This window comes from Lentzea sp. NPDC055074, from assembly GCF_053608005.1.
The window spans coordinates 498,912-515,964 of sequence record NZ_JBSGUQ010000002.1; the positions used below are offsets into that span (position 1 = coordinate 498,912).

The following is a 17,053-nucleotide window of genomic DNA, read 5'->3' on the forward strand; positions in this document are numbered from 1 at the left end:
GACTGACATCGGTCACGAGTAGAGGGGTATCTCCTCGGAGCCGCCAGAGATGGCGGTCTGACCACCGCAGGTGACAGAAATCGTGTAGTTGTGGGTCACGCTTGCGGGATAGTCGGCCCGAAACGAGAGGTTCCAGTTCTGGTTGCGACTGGCCACCACGATGGCGCCCGTCGAGTTGTTGGTGCCACCGACGTTGACACCCGCCCCCTGCCATGAGACCGAGCCGGTGGCCCCGTTGACCTTGAACTCGTGACGCGCGCTGAACTGAGGCGATGCACAAACGTTAGTGGTGTAGCCCGTGGCACTACCCGAGAGATACGTCATCCCTCGATATCCGATGCTCTTGGGAAAATCGACTTTTGCCGATACCTTGCCGCTGATGCGTCCTGCGCCGAGCGCGGTTGCGTTCGGCGGGATCTCATAGCTGCGGTAACAGCGCTCATAACCGTTTGCGTCGGAGTAGCACGATGCACCCGAATAGCTCAAAGGACGCAGCGTCGCGGCCGCGATCGGTGCCATCCCCGCAAAGCCGAGAAAGATCGCAGTGAAGATACCGGCCAAAATTCTGGCGCGCATTGAGACTTCCTGTCATTGTTGTGCCGATTCGCCTGACTTGACGTCGGCGACCGCAACTCCACAAAACTCACGTGAACCTCACCACGTGGTTCACGAAAAATCGGAACTCGTGTTCTTGAATCTCATTTCGCCGACGTGGCCGCTGCGGTCCGCCGTGAACAGTTCATCACTCTCTGAGACATGACACGGACTCTTTGCTGTGCATATGCACAGCAAAGAGCATCCTCAGTCAACGTCGCCGACCCACGACCTGTCTCCATCCGCGCAGATGACTGCGAGTGGCGATCGACGGCCTCGCCGCGGCGGATCGAGGCCGAGCTCGGAAGCAATGCGGGCGGTGCCTGCTCCAGCTGCTGCACGTCCGGCCGGGACTCGTCCGGGCCGGCGAAGAAACCGCCGCCTTCGACGATGGCCGACGCGGCGCCGTCGTTCTGTGACCTGACTGCGCGGCACTTAATGTGTCTTTCGTGGACGTCGTCGTGGTCGGGGCAGGTATGGCGGGTCTCTCGTGCGCACGTGCGCTGGCAGAAGGCGGGGCACGAGTACGTGTCCTCGACCGAGGCCGTGTCGTGGGCGGGCGGTTGGCCAGCCGGCGCATCAACGGCCGATACGCGGACATCGGCGCCGCCTACTTTGTCGCCGACGACCCCGCGTTCGCCGCGCAGACCGAGTCCTGGCAGGCGCGGGGCCTCGCCCGTCCCTGGACCGACACCCTGCGGGTCTACCCCGCGGGCACGGACACACGCGGTCCCATGCGCTGGGCCGCACCCGGCGGACTACGCAGCCTCGCCACCGACCTCGCCGACGGACTCGACGTCCGCCTCTCCACCCCGGTCGCCTCCATCGAATCCGTCGCGCAGGACGCGGACGCGGTGGTGCTGGCCATGCCCGGCCCCCAGGCCCTGAAGCTGTCCCCGCCACCGGCGATCGCCTCCGCCGCGGCCTGCCAGACCTGGCGGCCGGTCATCGCCGCGGTCCTCACCTACCCGGCCCGCTCGTGGAGCGGACTCCGTGGCGCGTTCGTCAACGACCACCCGGTACTCGCCACCGTGTGCGACGACGGTGACCGCCGCGGCGACGCCGCACCGGTCCTCGTCGCCCACTCCACCGCCCAGCTGGCCTCCGAACACCTGGACGCACCCGCCGAAGCCGGTCCAGTCCTCGCCGCGGCCGTAGGGGAACTGCTCGGCATCACCGCCACGCCGCACATCGAGGTGCACCGGTGGACCTACGCCCAGCCCGAAAAGGCGTCCGACGCCCCGTACACGAGGGACGGCCAGGTGTGGCTGTGCGGAGACGCGTTCGGCCGCCCGCGCGTGCAGACGGCCTGGCTCTCCGGCCGCGCCGTGGCCGGCGCCCTGCTCGGCGGGTGAGCAGCGACCACTGCCGGCCCAGCCGCGACCAGAACCGGGCCTCCGTCGCTCCGGCCCTGGAGTGCGAGTTCGCCGTGAATGCGTCGAGGACCCCTCGAAGGGTCCTCGGTTGCCAGGCGCCGGCGCAACATCACGAGCGAGAAGCACGGGAACTCCGGTCGGCCAGTCCGCTCCCGCAGTGTCGATGCTCGCACGGATGGGCTGAAGGGCGTGGCTCCGCGCGGACCGAAGTCGCCCGGAGCCACGCCCACCATCGGGGCCCAGATCAGGAGGCCCAGCCCCCGCAGACCCACCCGGCGGTGCCGATCTGGTTGCAGACCCGGACCCTGTCGTCAGAGCGGTTGGCGACCATGGTCGTCCAGAAGTTCCCCACCTGGCCCGCTCCGATGGTCACGGTCCGGAAGTCCAGCGCGACCCAGGTGCTGCCGACGAGGCGCTGGGTCTCGACCGCGAGCTCACGTGCGAAGCAGCACGGGTTGACGTCGATGATCATCCGCGCCCAGCGCGCGTTGCAGGCGCTGCTGGTGCGCACCACCATGCTGTAGCGCTGACTGGACGGCTCGAGGTAGTACGTGCCGCCCAGGTCGGTGGCCGCGCACCCCTGTGCCTGCGGGTCGAGGCCCGTGCACCCCGCGCCGTTGCACGCGGCCTGGGCGGACACCTGGCCGCCGATGACGATCCCCGCCACCGCCATGACGATCACGAGCAGCACTCTCGTGACAGCGGTCCTCACACTCGTTCCACTTCGCAAAACTGTCCCCTTCGGACTGTAGGATCTTGTTCCCGTTCACTGATTTCCGGCATGGTTGAGCACGAATCGCCGAGCACACCGTTCTCCGGAAGGGCACGCGGCAACGCCCGTGGTCGAGGTCCGACGGACCCGGCACGGGGGGATCTGGGTGAAGGAGACGCGTCCGGTATCGGACCGCCTCGGGACTACCGGGTAGGCCTGGGGGTCTCCAGCAGCGCGATTCCCAGCGGTGTCAACGTGTGCAGCATCGCGGGGCCGTCGCGGTGGGTCGTGATCAGCCCTGCGGCGCGCAGCACGGCGGTGTGGCGGCTGGCCGAGGCCGGCGACGTGGAGAGCCGCTTGGCCAGTTGGGTGGTCGTCGCGCCGGCGCGCTCCCCCACCGCCGCCAGCGCGGCCGCTCGCGTGGGCCCCATCAGGGCTTCGAGGCCGCCGGCGCGGTTCGCGGCCAGGCTCTGCCAGCGCAGCGCGTTGTCGATCGGGTAGATCAGCGCGGGTGGCATGGCCGGATCGGCCAGCGAGAGCGGCCGCCGCTGGCAGAAGAACGACGGCACCAGGAGCAGCCCACGCCCGTCCAGGTGCAGGTCCCGGTCGACCCCGTACTCGACTTCCAGCACCGGCGGCACCCAGCGCGCCCACGGCAACGTCGCGAGCAGTCCCTCCACGCCCTGCTCGGCCAGCACGCGGGAACGGCGGGCGCGATCGGCGGCGACGGCGGACCGGATCGCGCCGTCGTGCGGGGAGACCACCGCGGAGTGGAACGCCCGCAGCACGGAGGCCACACCGCGCAGCACGGCGGGCTTGCCCTCGGCCAGCGCCTGGAACCGCGACGGCACCGGTGAGTGCTCCGCCAGGCGGGACAGTTCCGCGCGCAGCCTGCCGCGAGGGGTCGACAGCATCGCCTCCAGCCCCTCCTCCAGGCCGCGGGAGGCCTCCGGTGGGGTCAGGAAGTCCGGGAAGTACGGGCCTTCCGGCGCCAGCACCGCCAGCAGCGCCGTGCCCGCGCGCACGTCGGCGGACCCGTTCGCCAGCAGCGACCGCTTCCACGGCACGAACGCGGGGTCCCGGTCCCGGTAGTTGAGCCGAAAGCCGCTGTGCATCACCTCCCACAGCGGGTCGCCTTCGTCGGCGAGGCGCGTCCTGCCCATGTCCCGCATCGTGAAGTGGATGCGCAACAACGCCATGTGCCCCCCAGCAGGATGTTTCCACGTCAGCGCAAACATCCTTCACGGTGGGCGCACCCCGTGTCCATGCTGGGCCGCCGCGTTCGGCATCGGAGCACTGGGGGTGTTGCGGGTGGAGATCGTGCTGCTGGGAGCGGTCGGGGCCAGATCCGGCGGAGCCGAGGTGGACGTCGGGGTGCGCAAGCACCGGTTCGTGCTGGCGTTGCTGGCGCTGGAGGCGAACTCCGCGGTGGCCACCGACCGCATCGTGGACGTGGTGTGGCGTGAAGGTCCGCCGCGGTCGGCGAGGCGCATGGTGCACGGGATCGTCAGCGGTCTGCGCTCGGCGCTGAGCAGGCACGCCGCGGACGAGGAGGTGCGGCTGGTCAGCGAGGGCGACGGCTACGCGCTGCGGTGCGACCCGCTGCGGGTGGACGCGCACCGGTTCCGGGACCTGCTGCAGCGGGCGCGCACCGCCGACGACGCGCGGCGAGTGGTCGTGCTGGACGAGGCGTTGGCTCTGTGGCGCGGTCCCGCGCTCGCGGGCATCACGACCAACGGGGTGCGAGATGTGCTCTCCAGCGGTCTGGAGGAGGCCCGGCTGGGTGCCGTGGAGGACCGTCTGGACGCGTGCGGGCGACTGGGCCTGTCCACCGCCGTGGACGAACTGCTGGACCTGCACCGCGCTCACCCGCACCGGCCCCGCCTGGTGGAGCACCTGATGCTGGCGCTGCACCGGGCCGGGCGGACACCCGAGGCGCTGGAGGTCTACCGGCAGGCACGGGCGTCGCTGGCCCGCGAGCACGGGCTGGACGTCTCCGGCGACGTCGAGCGGCTGCACCTGGCGATCCTGCGAGGCGAGACCGAGCAACCACCGCACACCGTCGTCACGGTGCCCGCGCAACTGCCCGCCGACCTCACCGGACTGGCCGGCCGCGACGCGGAGGTGGCGGCACTGACGCGCACCGCGTCCGCTGCGCGCCGTGAACTGGTGGTGTGCGCGGTCGACGGCATGGCCGGGGTGGGCAAGACGGCGCTGTCGGTGCACGTCGCGCACCACCTGCGCCCGCACTTCCCCGACGGACAGCTGTTCCTGGACCTGCACGGCTTCACCTCCGGCAGGGCGCCGGTGACGCCGCTGGACGCGCTGCGGCACCTGCTGGGCTCGTTCGGCGTGCACGACGTGCCCGACGACGTCGACAGCGCCGCCGCGAGGTGGCGCAGCCTGGTGGCCGGAAGACGGGTGCTCCTGCTGCTGGACAACGCCTCCGGCGATGCTCAGGTGGTGCCGCTGCTGCCGGGTGGTCCCGGCTGCGCGGTGGTGCTCACCAGCAGGCAGCGACTGACCGCGGCCGGGCGCGCCGTGCCGCTGTCGCTGGAACCGCTGTCCCCTGCTGCGTCCGCCGAGGTGTTCCGCGCCGCCGCCGCGCTGCCCGCCACCACCGGGGTGGGAGAGGTCACGACGGTGTGCGGCGGCCTCCCGCTCGCACTGCGCACCGCGGCGAACCGGCTGCGCAACCGTCCCCTGTGGACGGTGACGGACCTGGCGGCCCTGCTGTCCGACCCCGCGCACGTGGTGGCGGAACTGCGGCTGCTGCATGCTTTCGACTCCTCCCGCGCTGCTCTGGACGTCCGCTCACGGCGTGAGCACTCGCTGTTGGCCAGGCGCGCTCCGGCCCGGTTCGGCACGGCCACCGCCGCCGCCCTGCTCGACGTGCCCCCACGCAGGGCGCACCGGCTGCTGGAAGATCTGGTGGACCTGCACCTGCTGGTCGCCGACGGCGCGGACGGCTACTCCTTCCACGACCTGGTGCGCCTGCACGCGGCCTCGTGACGGCGGAGGGGGTGGCAGGCCCACCCCCTCCGCACGCCGGTCACCGGGTCAGCACCGGGTCTCCAGGATCTCCGCGAGGGTCTGGTACTCCGCGTCCGTCACGTTCAGGTGGTAGATGCTCTTGGTGTAGGTCCAGGCCCGCGCGTACTCGCACAGGTAGCTCGTCCTGGGCAGCCACACGTCCGGTGGCCGGTCCAGCTTGGCGGTGTTGCTGGTGCCCGAGACCGCGAGCAGCTGCGAGTGCTCGACGTCGTTGGCGAACACGATCTTGCGCTCGTGCGTCCAGCTGCTGGCCCCGGACCGCCACGCGTCCGCCAGCGGCACCACGTGGTCGATGGCGACCTTCGACGGGTCGGTCAGCACCATCCCGTCGTAAGCGCTCGTCCACGACCCGGAAAGCACCGGGCACGAGCCCGCGGGGGTCACGGTGGTGGCGTCGCGGCGCAGCGACACCTCCCGGCCGTCGCAGGCGTCCACCGCCTTGCGCCAGTGCGGGAACAGCGTGCGGTCGTACCCGGTCGGACTGCCCGCCGGATAGGTCCTCAGGTCGTCCAGCACCGCGAGGGCGACCGCCTTGCCCGGTGGTGCGGGCATCTTCGCGCCAGCGGTGTTCACGAGCTGGGTGTGCTCGAACGCGTCGGCGTAGTTGCGGGCACCGGAGATCTTCGGGTGGAACGACTGCGCCGACACCGTCGCGTTCGGGTCCTCGCCCAGCGTCTTGTCCACCACCACCTGGTGGATGGTCTGGTGGTCGGGGTTGTGCGTGCAGGCGTTCTCCAGCTCGAACTCGTCGCGGGGATCGGAGAACAGGATGCGCCGGTCCCCGTGCACCATGAGGGTCACGAGCTCGTGCAGCGCGTCGTTGAGCAGGTCGGCCATGTTGTTCATGAAGGTCATGTCGAAGGAGCTCAGCCCTGGGAACACGGCGCAGCCCGGGTCTCGTGGCCCACCCGGCGGGAACAGCCTCGGGTAGCCCATCACGACGATCCGCGCGTTCGGGGCGGCGACCCTGATCTCCCTCAGCAGGGTGTCCACCGACGGCTTGACGCGCTCCTTGATCACCTGCCGGACCGCGCTCCCCAGGGTGACCGCCACCGGTGCACCGCCGCCGACCCAGTCCTCGCCGGCCATCTGCATGTGCTGGCAGTCGTCCAACGGGTGCGGTGACTCGATGCTGCACTTGCGCAGCACGTCGGTGAAGTGGGCGTCGTTGCCGCCGATGCCCACCGCCACCGTGGTGGTGTCGGCGTCGACGAAACCGCGGTCCAGCTGGGACAGTTCGCGGTAGCTGCCGGTACCGGCACGGCCCCAGGCGTTGGCCGTCGCGGACGGCAGCACGTTGTCGGTGCGCGCGCCGGAACACGCTGTGGAGTGGTAGTCCAGGGTCTGGTCCCACGAGTCGGCCTGCTGGCCGACCGACAGCGTCCGCCCCGGTAGCTTCACCTGCCGCGACCAGGAGTGCACCGAACGGTGGCAGGCGTTGCGGTAGGCGGGACCGGTGTAGCCCGCGTCGTCGGTCTCCTGGTAGTAGTCGGTGAGCGCGTTGGTGGAGGCGCCCTCGCCGGAGGTGTAGGAGTCGCCCATCACCACCATCTGCTCGGCGGGCTTCCCGCTCAGCGGCTGGAAGGCGACGGCGTCGAACGCGAGTGCCTGGCTGCCGTCTCCGTCACGGGTGATGGAGCTCAGCGACACCGTCGGCGTGCCGCCGAACTGGAAAGCGCCCAGCGACACCCATTTGTTGGAGCGGGTCTTCTGCAGGATCGCCCTCGTGCGGGCCTGGCCGTTGCCGAGGTTGATCGTGTACTTGGCCTGCTGGCTGTGCGCCTGGTGGTCGGGCACGTGCACCATGACGCGCGCCCACTGGTTCAGGGCCCGGCCCAGCGTCCACGTCCCGCTGACGTACTGGTTGCGGCTGATCGAGCTCGAGGGGCGCGTCCTGGTGAACCAGAAGTGCCCGCCGAAGCCGGCGCCCAGCTGGTGGAAGTCCACTTTGGAGTGGTAGAGGCCGTCGGTGTGCGCGGGGAAGGACAGCTCGAAGCTCCCCGAGTTGGTCCACGGCCGTTGGCAACCCGCACGCAGCAGGGGTGCTGTCGGCGCGTCGTCCACGATGAGCGCGTTCGCCGGCAGCCCCGCCGTGGTGCAGTTGGGCGAGCGGCGCGGGCGTGACTCGTCGGTGTACGCGCCGGGGACGTCGGCGTCAGGTGGTTCCGGGGTGCCCGGCGCGGCGATCACGTCGGCCGCGTTCCCGCACGGCGTGCTCGACCCGGTGCAGTTCTTCCACTGCGCGGCGCTGTGCCACCAGCAGTGGAAGTCGGCGCTGGTGCAGGGCTCGGCGCTGGTCTGGAGGTTGGTGGGGTTGGTGGGGTTGCAGCGGTTGCCGGTGGTGGCCGACAACACGCAGAAAGTGCTCAGCGGCGGCTTGGCACCGGTCCGCAGCTCCGCGGTCGTCCACCACGCCTGCTTGTAACCGGCCTCGTAGCCGTCACCCCCGGTGTACTTGACGATGGGGAACGCCGCCCAGCCGATGACCTTCTCCGGGTAGGGCCACCACTGCGGGTTCTTGGCGTCCTCGTAGCTGTCGTGGTCCAGGAACGGCGCGCGGTCCGGCGGGTAGTCCGTCCTGGCGGGGTTGTTGGACCAGCCCAGCCCCCAGTTCCCCGCGGCGTCGGTGCACGAGGGGCCGGGCGTGCACCCGGTGGTGTTGCCGGTGCTCGCCTGGGGGTTGATGCCGCTGTTGTAGGCCCACAGCGCGGCGAACCAGTTCTCGATCTTCGAGGGGTCACCGCCGTTGAGGGTGATTCCCATGGACCTCGTCTGGTTCCACTTGTCCTGCAGGATGCGCACACCGGCGGCGATGTTGGTGGCGTAGTCGACCGCGACCGCCAGCTGCTGGTCCGCGGGCAGGGTGGTCCCGGCACCGGGCGTGCCCGCCTTGCGCATGCCGTCGGTGACCTGCGCGACGCCGTACCCGCAGTCGGCGGTCGCCCAGTTGATGGTCCAGCCGTCTTCCGCGCCGTAGTAGCTGCCGATCAGCGGGTTGCCGGTGACGCCCTCGGTGACCAGGGACGACGCCTGCCAGAGGTTCGACTCCTGGGCCAGCACGCCGAGCATGATCTGCGCGGGCACCCGGCCGCCGCCCACGAGGTCGTAGGGCTTGAACATCACCTGCGGCGACCACGACGAGGTCATGCCCGAGTTCTTCCAGTTGGCGGGCCGGGTCGTGGTGAGCCTGTTCTGCACGGCGAGCTCCGCCGCCCACTCGACCTGGCTCCAGTGTGGTTGGTAAACCTGGAGGTTCACGTCGTTGCGCTGGATCGAGCAGCGCCGGTCGTGGTCGACGGGATCCTTCGACGGGTCCGCGGCGGCTCGCCCCGTCATGGTCACGGCGGGCGAGTCGGCCAGACCCTGTGCCACGTCGGCACTTTGCCGCGCGGCGGGGTGGACGCGGAACTCGACGTCGTGACCCGTAGCGGGAACGCGCGCGGCCAGCCGCATGCCCTCGTCGGGGTTCGTGCGGTCGCCGGGCCGGGGAACGCGGTGGCCGAACGCGATCCCGCCCAGCGTGGACACCTCGGCGTCGGCCTCCACGTCGATCCTGCGCACGGAGGCGGGCAGCGCGCCGACCTTCTCGGGCTTGCCCGTGACGAACACCTCGCCTCCGACGCCACCGGTGACGCGCAGCGCCGCCCAGTCCCCGCGGGCGAGTTCCGCGATCTTGCCGCCGGAGACCCGGCGCACCCGGCCGTCGTCACCGTCGCGGTCCATGAACACCACGCCGCCCTCGGCGTCGGCGCGCAACCGGAAGGGCACACCGCTCGCGGGTGCCAGGTCGCGGGTTCCCCCACCCGCGTCGATGGCCACGACACGGGAACCCCGTGCGGCGGCGATCCCGTCCCCGAAGGGAATCGCGGAGGTCACCTCGCCCTTGAACTCCTGGGCGCGCACGACAGCGCCGGTAGTCGTGTCGACGGTGTTCAGCCTGGTGACACCGAAGTCCACGACGCCGGACTGGGTGAGCACCGCGGTCTCCCCCGTGCCGCAGCCGGGGTTGTAGTAGGCCAGCGAGACGGTGGTGCCGAGCTTGGTGACGTGACCGTTGGTCAGGTCCACCACGGCGGCGAAGGCGCCGCGGTCGAACAGGTGGGCGCGGTTGGTGAAGTGCCGGGGCGCGTAGACGACCACGGCGCGCTTGCCCGAGCCGGTGACGCAGGCGTTGCCGATCCACTGGTCGCTGTCGATCCACGACTCGCCGAGGGTGGCCGCCGTGCGCCAGGTGTAGCCGGTGGCGGCCTCGGCGACGAGCAGGTGCAGGCCGGTGGAGTCACCGCTCGTGGTCCAGGCGAGGTCCTGGGAGGTGCTCCAGCCCGGCGACAGCACGGCGTCGCGCCTCTTCGGGTCCACAGTGGACTTGTCTGCGGCGAGCTCGGTCGCGGGTGGTGGTTGTGGTGGTGCGGCGGCCGACGCCTGGAGTGCGCTCAGCAGGGAGCCGACCATCGCGACGCACAGCGCGAATGCCGTGGTGCGCTTGTTCAGCACGCGTGTCTCCATCCTCAGGGTCGCGAGTCCTTCGGGTGGAATGCTGGGACAGCGTGCTTCAGGTCCGGTTCAAAGAATGTTCAAGTAGCAGCAGAGCTAGAAAATCTCCGGCGGAGTTGTAGACGGGATGCGTCCGGCTCCGACGTCTCGGACGAGGACGGGCCGACTGGCTGCGTCCACGACGAAGACCGAGGAGCCGACGGTGAAGTACGTGATCATGATTCACTCCAACCCGCAGCCGTGGGGGCACCCGACCTCCGACTACCTGGACGACTACCAGGTCATGTCGAAGGAGCAGCTGGAACGGCTGAACGCCGACTTCGAGGCGATGCTCGCGCAACTGCGGGAGAACGGCGAGCTGCTCGGGGGCGAGGCGCTGGGAGCGCCGGAGTCGTCGCGGCTCTACCGCTGGGCCGACGGGAAGCCGCTGGTCACCGACGGCCCGTACTCGGAGGCCAAGGAGCACCTGGCCGGGTTCTTCCTCATCGACGTGGACGGCCAGGTGCGCGCGGAGGAGATCGCGGCGCGGTTCGCGGGTCCTGGCGAGACGGTCGAGCTGCGGCCCGCGATGTGGCCGGGCGGTTCCGGCCAATAGGCGCACGGGTGTTGGAGGACGTGTGGCGCCGCACGTCCTCGCCGCCCTGCTGCATCGGCACGGCGAAGTGGGCGACTGCGAGGATGCGGCACAGGAGGCGGCCGAAGCGGCGCGGCAGAGGGAACTCGATGGTGTGCCCGACAACGTGGGCGCTGAGTTACCGGCGCAGGACCGCGAGTTGGCCGCGTGGCGCGAGGATCTCGACGTCCTTCTCACGGCCGGGATCCAAGGCATCAAGCGAATCTGGTCTCACGAGCAGCGAGATTCTCGGTGAGCGCGGACGCCCAGCGCCGCCCTGGCCTCACATGATCATGACGGCCAATTCAGCCTGCACGCGGCCTCTTCGAGCCCGCAGCACAGGAAAGCTGTACTACCAACCTGAGCAGGCCAGCTCACTGCTGGCGTCAATGCCGGTCCATTGCCCTCGCCACCGCAACACCGCGCCCGGCGACACCAACCGACGCTGTCGCAGCCACAGCCCAACCGCGGACGACCATGAGCACGGCCCAGTACCGCCGCCTCATGCCGCAACACCAACAACTCGACGTCCTTGGCCGCCGAGGATCGGCCGAGCAGAACCAACCCACCCCCGAGCCGAACAAGGATGAGGTACCGCGACCGCAGCGCCACGTGACCTACTGGCGCCGTGATCGCGGTAATCGGTTCCAGCAATTGACACAATCCATGCTTCAAGGCAGATTCTGAGCCTCGATTTGTTGCGAACAAGATGTTTAATGCCGCACAAGAGGACCATTTGGGGGGTTGCGGTATCGCTTGCCGCGAGAAGAGGTGTAGATTGCGTGTCGTTGCCCAGGACCTCGGCCACGTGACATGCTCCGCGATGATCGCGGACGCAGAACACGAGCCGAGGTTTTTTTGCATCCACGAGTCGACGCGAAGCCAGTTTTGACAAGGTCGCCCTTGCGTCGTTCGCGCATTCCTTTCCGCTAACGCGTCCGCGCCAGTGGCTGTGACAGATTGTGTTCGGGAAATGAAGACATGAGGATTCAACAGAGTCAGATCCGCCGAGTGGTCGTCGCCACGGTGGCCGGAGTTCTCGCGGTGCCGGCCTTGTGGGTAGTCGCCCCACAGACCGCCCAGGCCGCCGTCAACTGCGTCGTGAGCGCCGGCGTGACCCAGACCGACACCGTCGTCACCGGAAGCCCCGGCAACGACACGATCGACTGCGGTGGTACGAACCCCGCCAAGACGATCAACGGCAACGGCGGCAACGACACCATCACCGGCTCAGACCTCAACGACACGATCAATGGTGGCGACGGCAACGACACCATCACCGGCGGCACCGGCGATGACACCCTCGCCGGTGGCCTGGGCATCGACACGATCTCCGGCAGCGCCGGCACAGACACACTCATCGGCGGTTCCAGTGACGGCAGCCAGGACAGCCTCGACGGTGGCCTCGGCGTCGACACCTGCCAAGGACCAGCACCGGACCCCGACATCCACGCCAGCTGCGAGAACACGAGCACCCCGCCGACAACGGGCCCCGGCTCGGGCACAGGAAACGCAACCCAGCTGTGCATCGCGACCGGTGGCATGCTCACCCTCACCGTCAACCCGGTGGGATACATCTGCGTGTTCAACCCTCTCAGGCCGGCCAACCGTCGCGTCCAAGAGGCCCGCAGCATCTGCACCGGAGCCGGCGGAACATTTGTGAGCCTGCTCCCGCTGAGTTACGCCTGCCTCCTACCGGCCACGCCACAAGGCATCCGCTCCACGAACTGATCCAGTCGCTCGTCACGCCCCCTCGGCCAGGCGGCACGTCCACCAATCGGATCGCAACGGGTGTCCGGCAAGTGCATGTGCGTCATGTTCCGACGTAACCGGCTCTTTCTGTCTCGCCACGTTGGCACAGTCCCTGCCGGGCACGTCGCGTTCGCAGCGGCGTCAGGACGAATGGGAGTCCACCAGAAGATGTCCCTCTCCCACCGTCACAGGCCGCTGCCCGGCAGGACGGCCGGGTCCCGTGTCCTCTACCTGACCAACCACCTCCCTTTTCCGGCCGCGAGCGGCCGAACGGTGATTGTCGGAGTAGTGGCTGAAAACCGCCCAACACCCCACAATCTGTCGACTTAGACCGTTGAGCGGCGCACCTTCCTCGTCGCAGCTGCCTTCTTCGGTCGACAGTGGGTCAGCGCGTGACGGGGGCCGGAGCGCGGATGGGGGTCGGGACCCGGCTCGCTACGACGGCGAGGTGGTCACCGTCGCCGAGTCGGTGATCACCCGAGCCGGAGACGAGGTGGTGTTGCACGGCGCGAGGGGCCAGCTGATGCGCGCATCTCGCTGCGTGATCCTCTGGAGTCAGGTCGCGCACAGCTGATCCGGACACTCCCGACCCCTCGGATGGCACGCAGACGGAACCGGCAACGATCGTGCTTGACGAGCACCGCACGATCAGCCCAATCCAACCGCGGACGACCATGAGTACGGCCCAACACCACGACCTCATGCCGCAACACCAACAACTCGACGTCCTTCGCCGCGGACGACCGGCCGAGCAGGACCGGCCAGCCACCCAGCTGGACAAAGACGAGGTACAGCAGGAGATCGTCCTCACCGCGCACAGCGCCGCACCTCCAGCCCGCGTTGTCCACAGTGGACCGGCTGGATCGCCTCACGATCCGCGTCGACACGGACGGCGAGGTCTTCTCCGCAGCCATCGTCACCCGGATCAAGGACGACATCGGCGTCACGGTGGCGGAGATCCTGCCGTCCGGCCCTCTGGAGCGCGCTCCAGCGGGTCTTGGGGCTGTAGCCGTGGACCTACAGGACCGGACTCAGTCGAGTTCCACGACGCCACACGGCACGGGTGTTGAGGGTGTCCGAGATCGTGGTGGTGGGGTCTCCGTCGACGAGGAGGAGGTCGGCGCGCAGGCCCTCGGCGATGCGGCCGCGGTCGGCCAGCGCGAAACGCCGGGCCGTCGTGGCCGTCGCGGCGCGCAGGGCCTGCACTGCGGTGAGTCCGGCCCTCACCAGGTACTGCAGTTCGTGGTGGACGCTGGCGCCGTGGGCGAGGCCGCCGAGGAACGGCAGGGGAACCGATGCGTCGGTGCCCACCAGGATGTCGACGCCGGCGTCGCTGAGCGTCTTGATGGTCGTCAGGACGTCCTCGATGTCGCCCCGCGGGTAGCAGTTGAAGCTGGAGCGCAGGGTCTTGTCCCAGTCCTCGTCCAACCGAGAGGCGACGCGCGGGTCGTCGGCGAGCTCGTCGCCGGTGATGCCCATCAGCGAGGCGTTGAGGACCGCGCACGGGACCACGAACATGCCGGCGTCCTTGATCATGGAGATGATCTCGTCGTCGTGGGGCTCGACGAACAGGTGCGCCAAGCCGTCGATTCCGGCCTCCAGGGCCATCCTGGTGGCGTCGATGGTCAGCGTGTGGGCGACGGTGAGTGCGCCGTACCTCCTGGCCTCGGCGGCACCCGCGTTCAGGGTGGCCTGGTCGATCATCGGCAGGCCCGGATGTCCCTCGACGCTGCCGTCGTCGATCATGAACTTGATGTAGTCCGAGCCGTGCGCGAGCAGCTTCGGGATGGATGCCGCGGCGCCCTCCGGGCTGGTGGCGTCCGGCTGGAACGGCGGTTCGCCGCTGGGCGGTCCCGCGGCGCCGCCGGGGTTGAAGCCCGGCGGGAAGAGTTCGCTGGGGTGTCCGCCGGGTGGGGTGAGGCCGAAGCCCGCCGAGCGCACGTCCGCGACCGTGTCGTCGTGACCGGTACCGGCTCGCCGGGCGCGCGTGTTGGTGCCCTGCATCTCCAGTTCCGTGGTCACCCCGAAGCGCAACGCCAGCGCGAGGGAGCCCGGACTGCTGTGGACGTGCGCGTCGATCAAGCCCGGCAGCAGAGTCGCGCCGGTCCCGTCGACCACGTCGGCTCCGGCGGGCACCTCTCCCCCGACTTGGACGATCTTCCCGTCCTCGATGGTCACGGTGGTGACACCGAGGATCTTCTCGCCGTCGAAGACCTTGGCTCCGGTGATGGTGGTTGCGGTCATGACCTGCCTTGTCGGGTGGTGGACGTGCTCTCGCGGCAAACTATATACCTTTAGGTATGCGAATACCCAACGGCATGTAGATGTGATGTGGTTCGTAGTTGCTAAGGTCGACGGATGAGCACCACGTCTCCACGTGATGGAGCAGGCAAGGGCGAGAACCTGCTCGACCAGGTCGGGCCCGCGCTGTCACGGCTGCGCCGCCGAACCTCCGGTGGACGCGGAGACCTCACCCGCAACCTTCTGCTGAACCTCGTCCACGAGTGCCCTGGCGAGATGACGGTCGGCGGGGTGGCCGCCGAGATGGGGGTCGCCCAGCCCGTCGCCAGCCGGACCGTGGCCGCGTGCATCGCGGACGGTCTGCTGAGGCGAGCCGTCTCCCAGGCAGACGGCCGCCGCACGGTCCTGGAGCTCACCGAGGCCGGCGAGGCCGAACGCGGCCGCTTCGCCTCCGAGCAGCGCGAGACCTTCGAGCTCATCACCTCGGCGTGGACGGCCGCCGAGCGCGACCAGTTCGCGCGGTTCCTGGTCCGCTACAGCCAGGACAGCTCGGACTGGACGGCACGGCAACGCCGCGAGAGCCGGCCCGGCGGTCCTGACGCGGCGGAGTGATCCGACCGGCGCGAAGCCGGATCAGCTCGACGGTTTCGCGACGCCGGCGGACAGCGCCCCCTGAACTCAGCTTCCTCCAGCCGCCCGGAGCGGCTCGAAAGCTGATCGCCTCCGAGCTTGAGCCACGACGCGCCGAGCGACAGCGGGAGTGGTCACGATGTCGCATGGGAGTCGGTGACCTGGAGTCGGCTCTCCCGAAGAAGCTGACGGGTGAGCCGGCTCGGCCCCGCCGGCCTTGCGGCGGTCACAGCTGTGGCAAAGCCCGGTGCCGAACCCGCCACCTGGATCGGTGAGATCATCGTGGCGATGGCCATCGGATCCAGGACCGTGTGAGGCAGCCTCAGGTCGGGGCGCCGTCGTCGTAAGGCGTTTCTCTCGAAGAGCGGCCTGCTGCTGGACCTGATGGACGGACGGAGCGGCTTCACCGTGAACTCTTCGAGGACGGCTTCATCGGCCAGCCGAGCCACCGCGATCTGATGGCAAGCCGCGGCGAGGCGCCGGTTCACTTGATCTTCGATCGAGTCGTCGACGTGCCGAAGAAGCCGGCGGTGGTGATCTCCGGCGGGTTTCGGACCGTGCTGGTCCGGACACTGTGGCGGGACCAGCACGACCTCGATCCCAGCGTCGGCGAGAAACCGGCCAGCGCGCCGGGACCGCGCGGAAGAACTGCTGCTAACCCTGCTCGCGTTCCTTCCGGATCGACTTCACGGCCTCGTCCACCGACTGGGCCACCGGAAGCACCTGAGTCAGGGCGCTGGCCATCAAAGGACGCGCCGCTGCCACCGCCGTGGCCACAATGGCGAACCCCACCTCATCACGTTGCGCCCGCCCGTACAGCTCCAGCAGCATCGACAACGCAGACGAGCCCATGAAGTCCACGACCAACTCCACCACCAAGCCGTCCGGCTTCTTGGCCAGGTGCTCGAACAGGGCCGTTCCCACACCGTCCACGCTGATCATGTCCAGCTCACCGCTGATGGCGACGACGAGCACGCCATCATGGTCGCTGGTCTGCATGTCGGCCACCGACGCTGTCTCACCCGAAGTCACTGAAATACCTCACTAGCGATTCCCCGACCGTTGTCTTCTCATCGATATTACGAACCCCGGCGCCAAGTGGCATGTTCACCGCGATTCACAGGCGTTCCGACGGTATGGCGGACTTGCTGACGACGATCGACGTCATCACCGGTGGGAGGTACCCGATGGCCCCGCCCGGCAACCGCACCATCATTCCTTCGTCAGCGTGTGGTGGCGCTCACCTGAAAAATCGGCGCGTCGTGCACGTGACGACCGACCACGAAGAGCTGCCGCACGCGCACTTGAGCCGCGAGGCGCAGGGCTGCGCTACCCGCACCACCTCCGTACGACGATCATCTCGGTGACCGGCTCATCGTCGACCCCGACCAGGTGCTCGAGAACGTCGCGGTGGGCGACCGAGGACCCACAGCGGATCGACGGCCACCGTTACGCTTCTGGCGCCACCGCGCTCGACCTTGTTGATCAGCGCTCTGATCACGAGGTCGGCGATGGCTTGCGACCCGCTGGTTGTGCGGTACTCGCCGATGACGTGCACCCTGGAGGGTGTGACTCTGTCGAGGAGCG

At 69.2% G+C, this 17,053-nt stretch carries 12 protein-coding genes; 6 read left to right on the top strand and 6 right to left on the bottom strand.

Going from position 1 to position 17,053, the window contains the following annotated elements:
• Nucleotides 1-12: 12 nt before the first annotated feature.
• Nucleotides 13-576: a hypothetical protein gene (locus ACWF7A_RS06460; protein WP_452249391.1), complete on the bottom strand. Its 564-nt coding sequence runs from the start codon at nucleotides 574-576 to the stop codon at nucleotides 13-15.
• 467 nt (nucleotides 577-1,043) lie between these two features.
• On the opposite strand from ACWF7A_RS06460, the gene ACWF7A_RS06465 reads away from it, so the two are divergent.
• On the top strand, nucleotides 1,044-1,949 hold the full coding sequence (locus ACWF7A_RS06465) for an NAD(P)/FAD-dependent oxidoreductase (protein WP_452249392.1): 906 nt from the start codon (nucleotides 1,044-1,046) through the stop codon (nucleotides 1,947-1,949).
• Nucleotides 1,950-2,214: 265 nt separating this feature from the next.
• Here the strand turns inward: ACWF7A_RS06465 and ACWF7A_RS06470 are convergent, their stop codons facing one another.
• The gene (locus tag ACWF7A_RS06470) at nucleotides 2,215-2,682 is read right to left on the bottom strand and encodes a hypothetical protein (protein WP_452249393.1); all 468 of its coding nucleotides are present in this window, start codon (nucleotides 2,680-2,682) and stop codon (nucleotides 2,215-2,217) included.
• 203 nt (nucleotides 2,683-2,885) lie between these two features.
• Entirely contained in the window at nucleotides 2,886-3,881 is a 996-nt protein-coding gene (locus ACWF7A_RS06475) for an ArsR/SmtB family transcription factor (protein WP_452249394.1), read from the bottom strand.
• Nucleotides 3,882-3,993: 112 nt separating this feature from the next.
• Here ACWF7A_RS06475 and ACWF7A_RS06480 point away from each other — a divergent pair, with 112 nt between their 5' ends.
• Entirely contained in the window at nucleotides 3,994-5,694 is a 1,701-nt protein-coding gene (locus tag ACWF7A_RS06480; RefSeq protein WP_452249395.1) for a BTAD domain-containing putative transcriptional regulator, read from the top strand.
• A 48-nt stretch (nucleotides 5,695-5,742) separates the two neighbouring features.
• Here ACWF7A_RS06480 and ACWF7A_RS06485 read toward each other — a convergent pair whose 3' ends face one another.
• On the bottom strand, nucleotides 5,743-10,230 hold the full coding sequence (locus tag ACWF7A_RS06485; RefSeq protein WP_452249396.1) for a golvesin C-terminal-like domain-containing protein: 4,488 nt from the start codon (nucleotides 10,228-10,230) through the stop codon (nucleotides 5,743-5,745).
• A gap of 202 nt (nucleotides 10,231-10,432) precedes the next feature.
• On the opposite strand from ACWF7A_RS06485, the gene ACWF7A_RS06490 reads away from it, so the two are divergent.
• The 3 genes from ACWF7A_RS06490 to ACWF7A_RS06500 all read left to right on the top strand — a co-directional run bounded on the left by ACWF7A_RS06490 (nucleotide 10,433) and on the right by ACWF7A_RS06500 (nucleotide 12,574).
• Nucleotides 10,433-10,825 carry a YciI family protein gene (locus ACWF7A_RS06490; RefSeq protein WP_452249397.1) on the top strand — a complete coding sequence of 131 codons (393 nt, stop codon included), beginning with the start codon at nucleotides 10,433-10,435 and terminating at the stop codon, nucleotides 10,823-10,825.
• Nucleotides 10,826-10,847: 22 nt separating this feature from the next.
• Entirely contained in the window at nucleotides 10,848-11,099 is a 252-nt protein-coding gene (locus tag ACWF7A_RS06495; RefSeq protein WP_452249398.1) for a hypothetical protein, read from the top strand.
• A 755-nt stretch (nucleotides 11,100-11,854) separates the two neighbouring features.
• Nucleotides 11,855-12,574 (top strand): calcium-binding protein, encoded by a 720-nt coding sequence (locus ACWF7A_RS06500; RefSeq protein ID WP_452249399.1) that lies wholly within the window; start codon nucleotides 11,855-11,857, stop codon nucleotides 12,572-12,574.
• Between the two features lie 1,038 nt (nucleotides 12,575-13,612).
• Here the strand turns inward: ACWF7A_RS06500 and ACWF7A_RS06505 are convergent.
• A complete protein-coding gene (locus ACWF7A_RS06505; protein ID WP_452249400.1) occupies nucleotides 13,613-14,839 on the bottom strand; it encodes an amidohydrolase family protein in 1,227 nt (408 codons plus the stop codon).
• Between the two features lie 114 nt (nucleotides 14,840-14,953).
• Between ACWF7A_RS06505 and ACWF7A_RS06510 the strand changes: the two genes are divergently transcribed.
• On the top strand, nucleotides 14,954-15,448 hold the full coding sequence (locus ACWF7A_RS06510; RefSeq protein WP_452249401.1) for a MarR family winged helix-turn-helix transcriptional regulator: 495 nt from the start codon (nucleotides 14,954-14,956) through the stop codon (nucleotides 15,446-15,448).
• Between the two features lie 672 nt (nucleotides 15,449-16,120).
• On the opposite strand, the gene ACWF7A_RS06515 is transcribed toward ACWF7A_RS06510, so the two are convergent.
• A complete protein-coding gene (locus ACWF7A_RS06515) occupies nucleotides 16,121-16,465 on the bottom strand; it encodes an STAS domain-containing protein (RefSeq protein WP_452249566.1) in 345 nt (114 codons plus the stop codon).
• Nucleotides 16,466-17,053 lie beyond the last annotated feature (588 nt).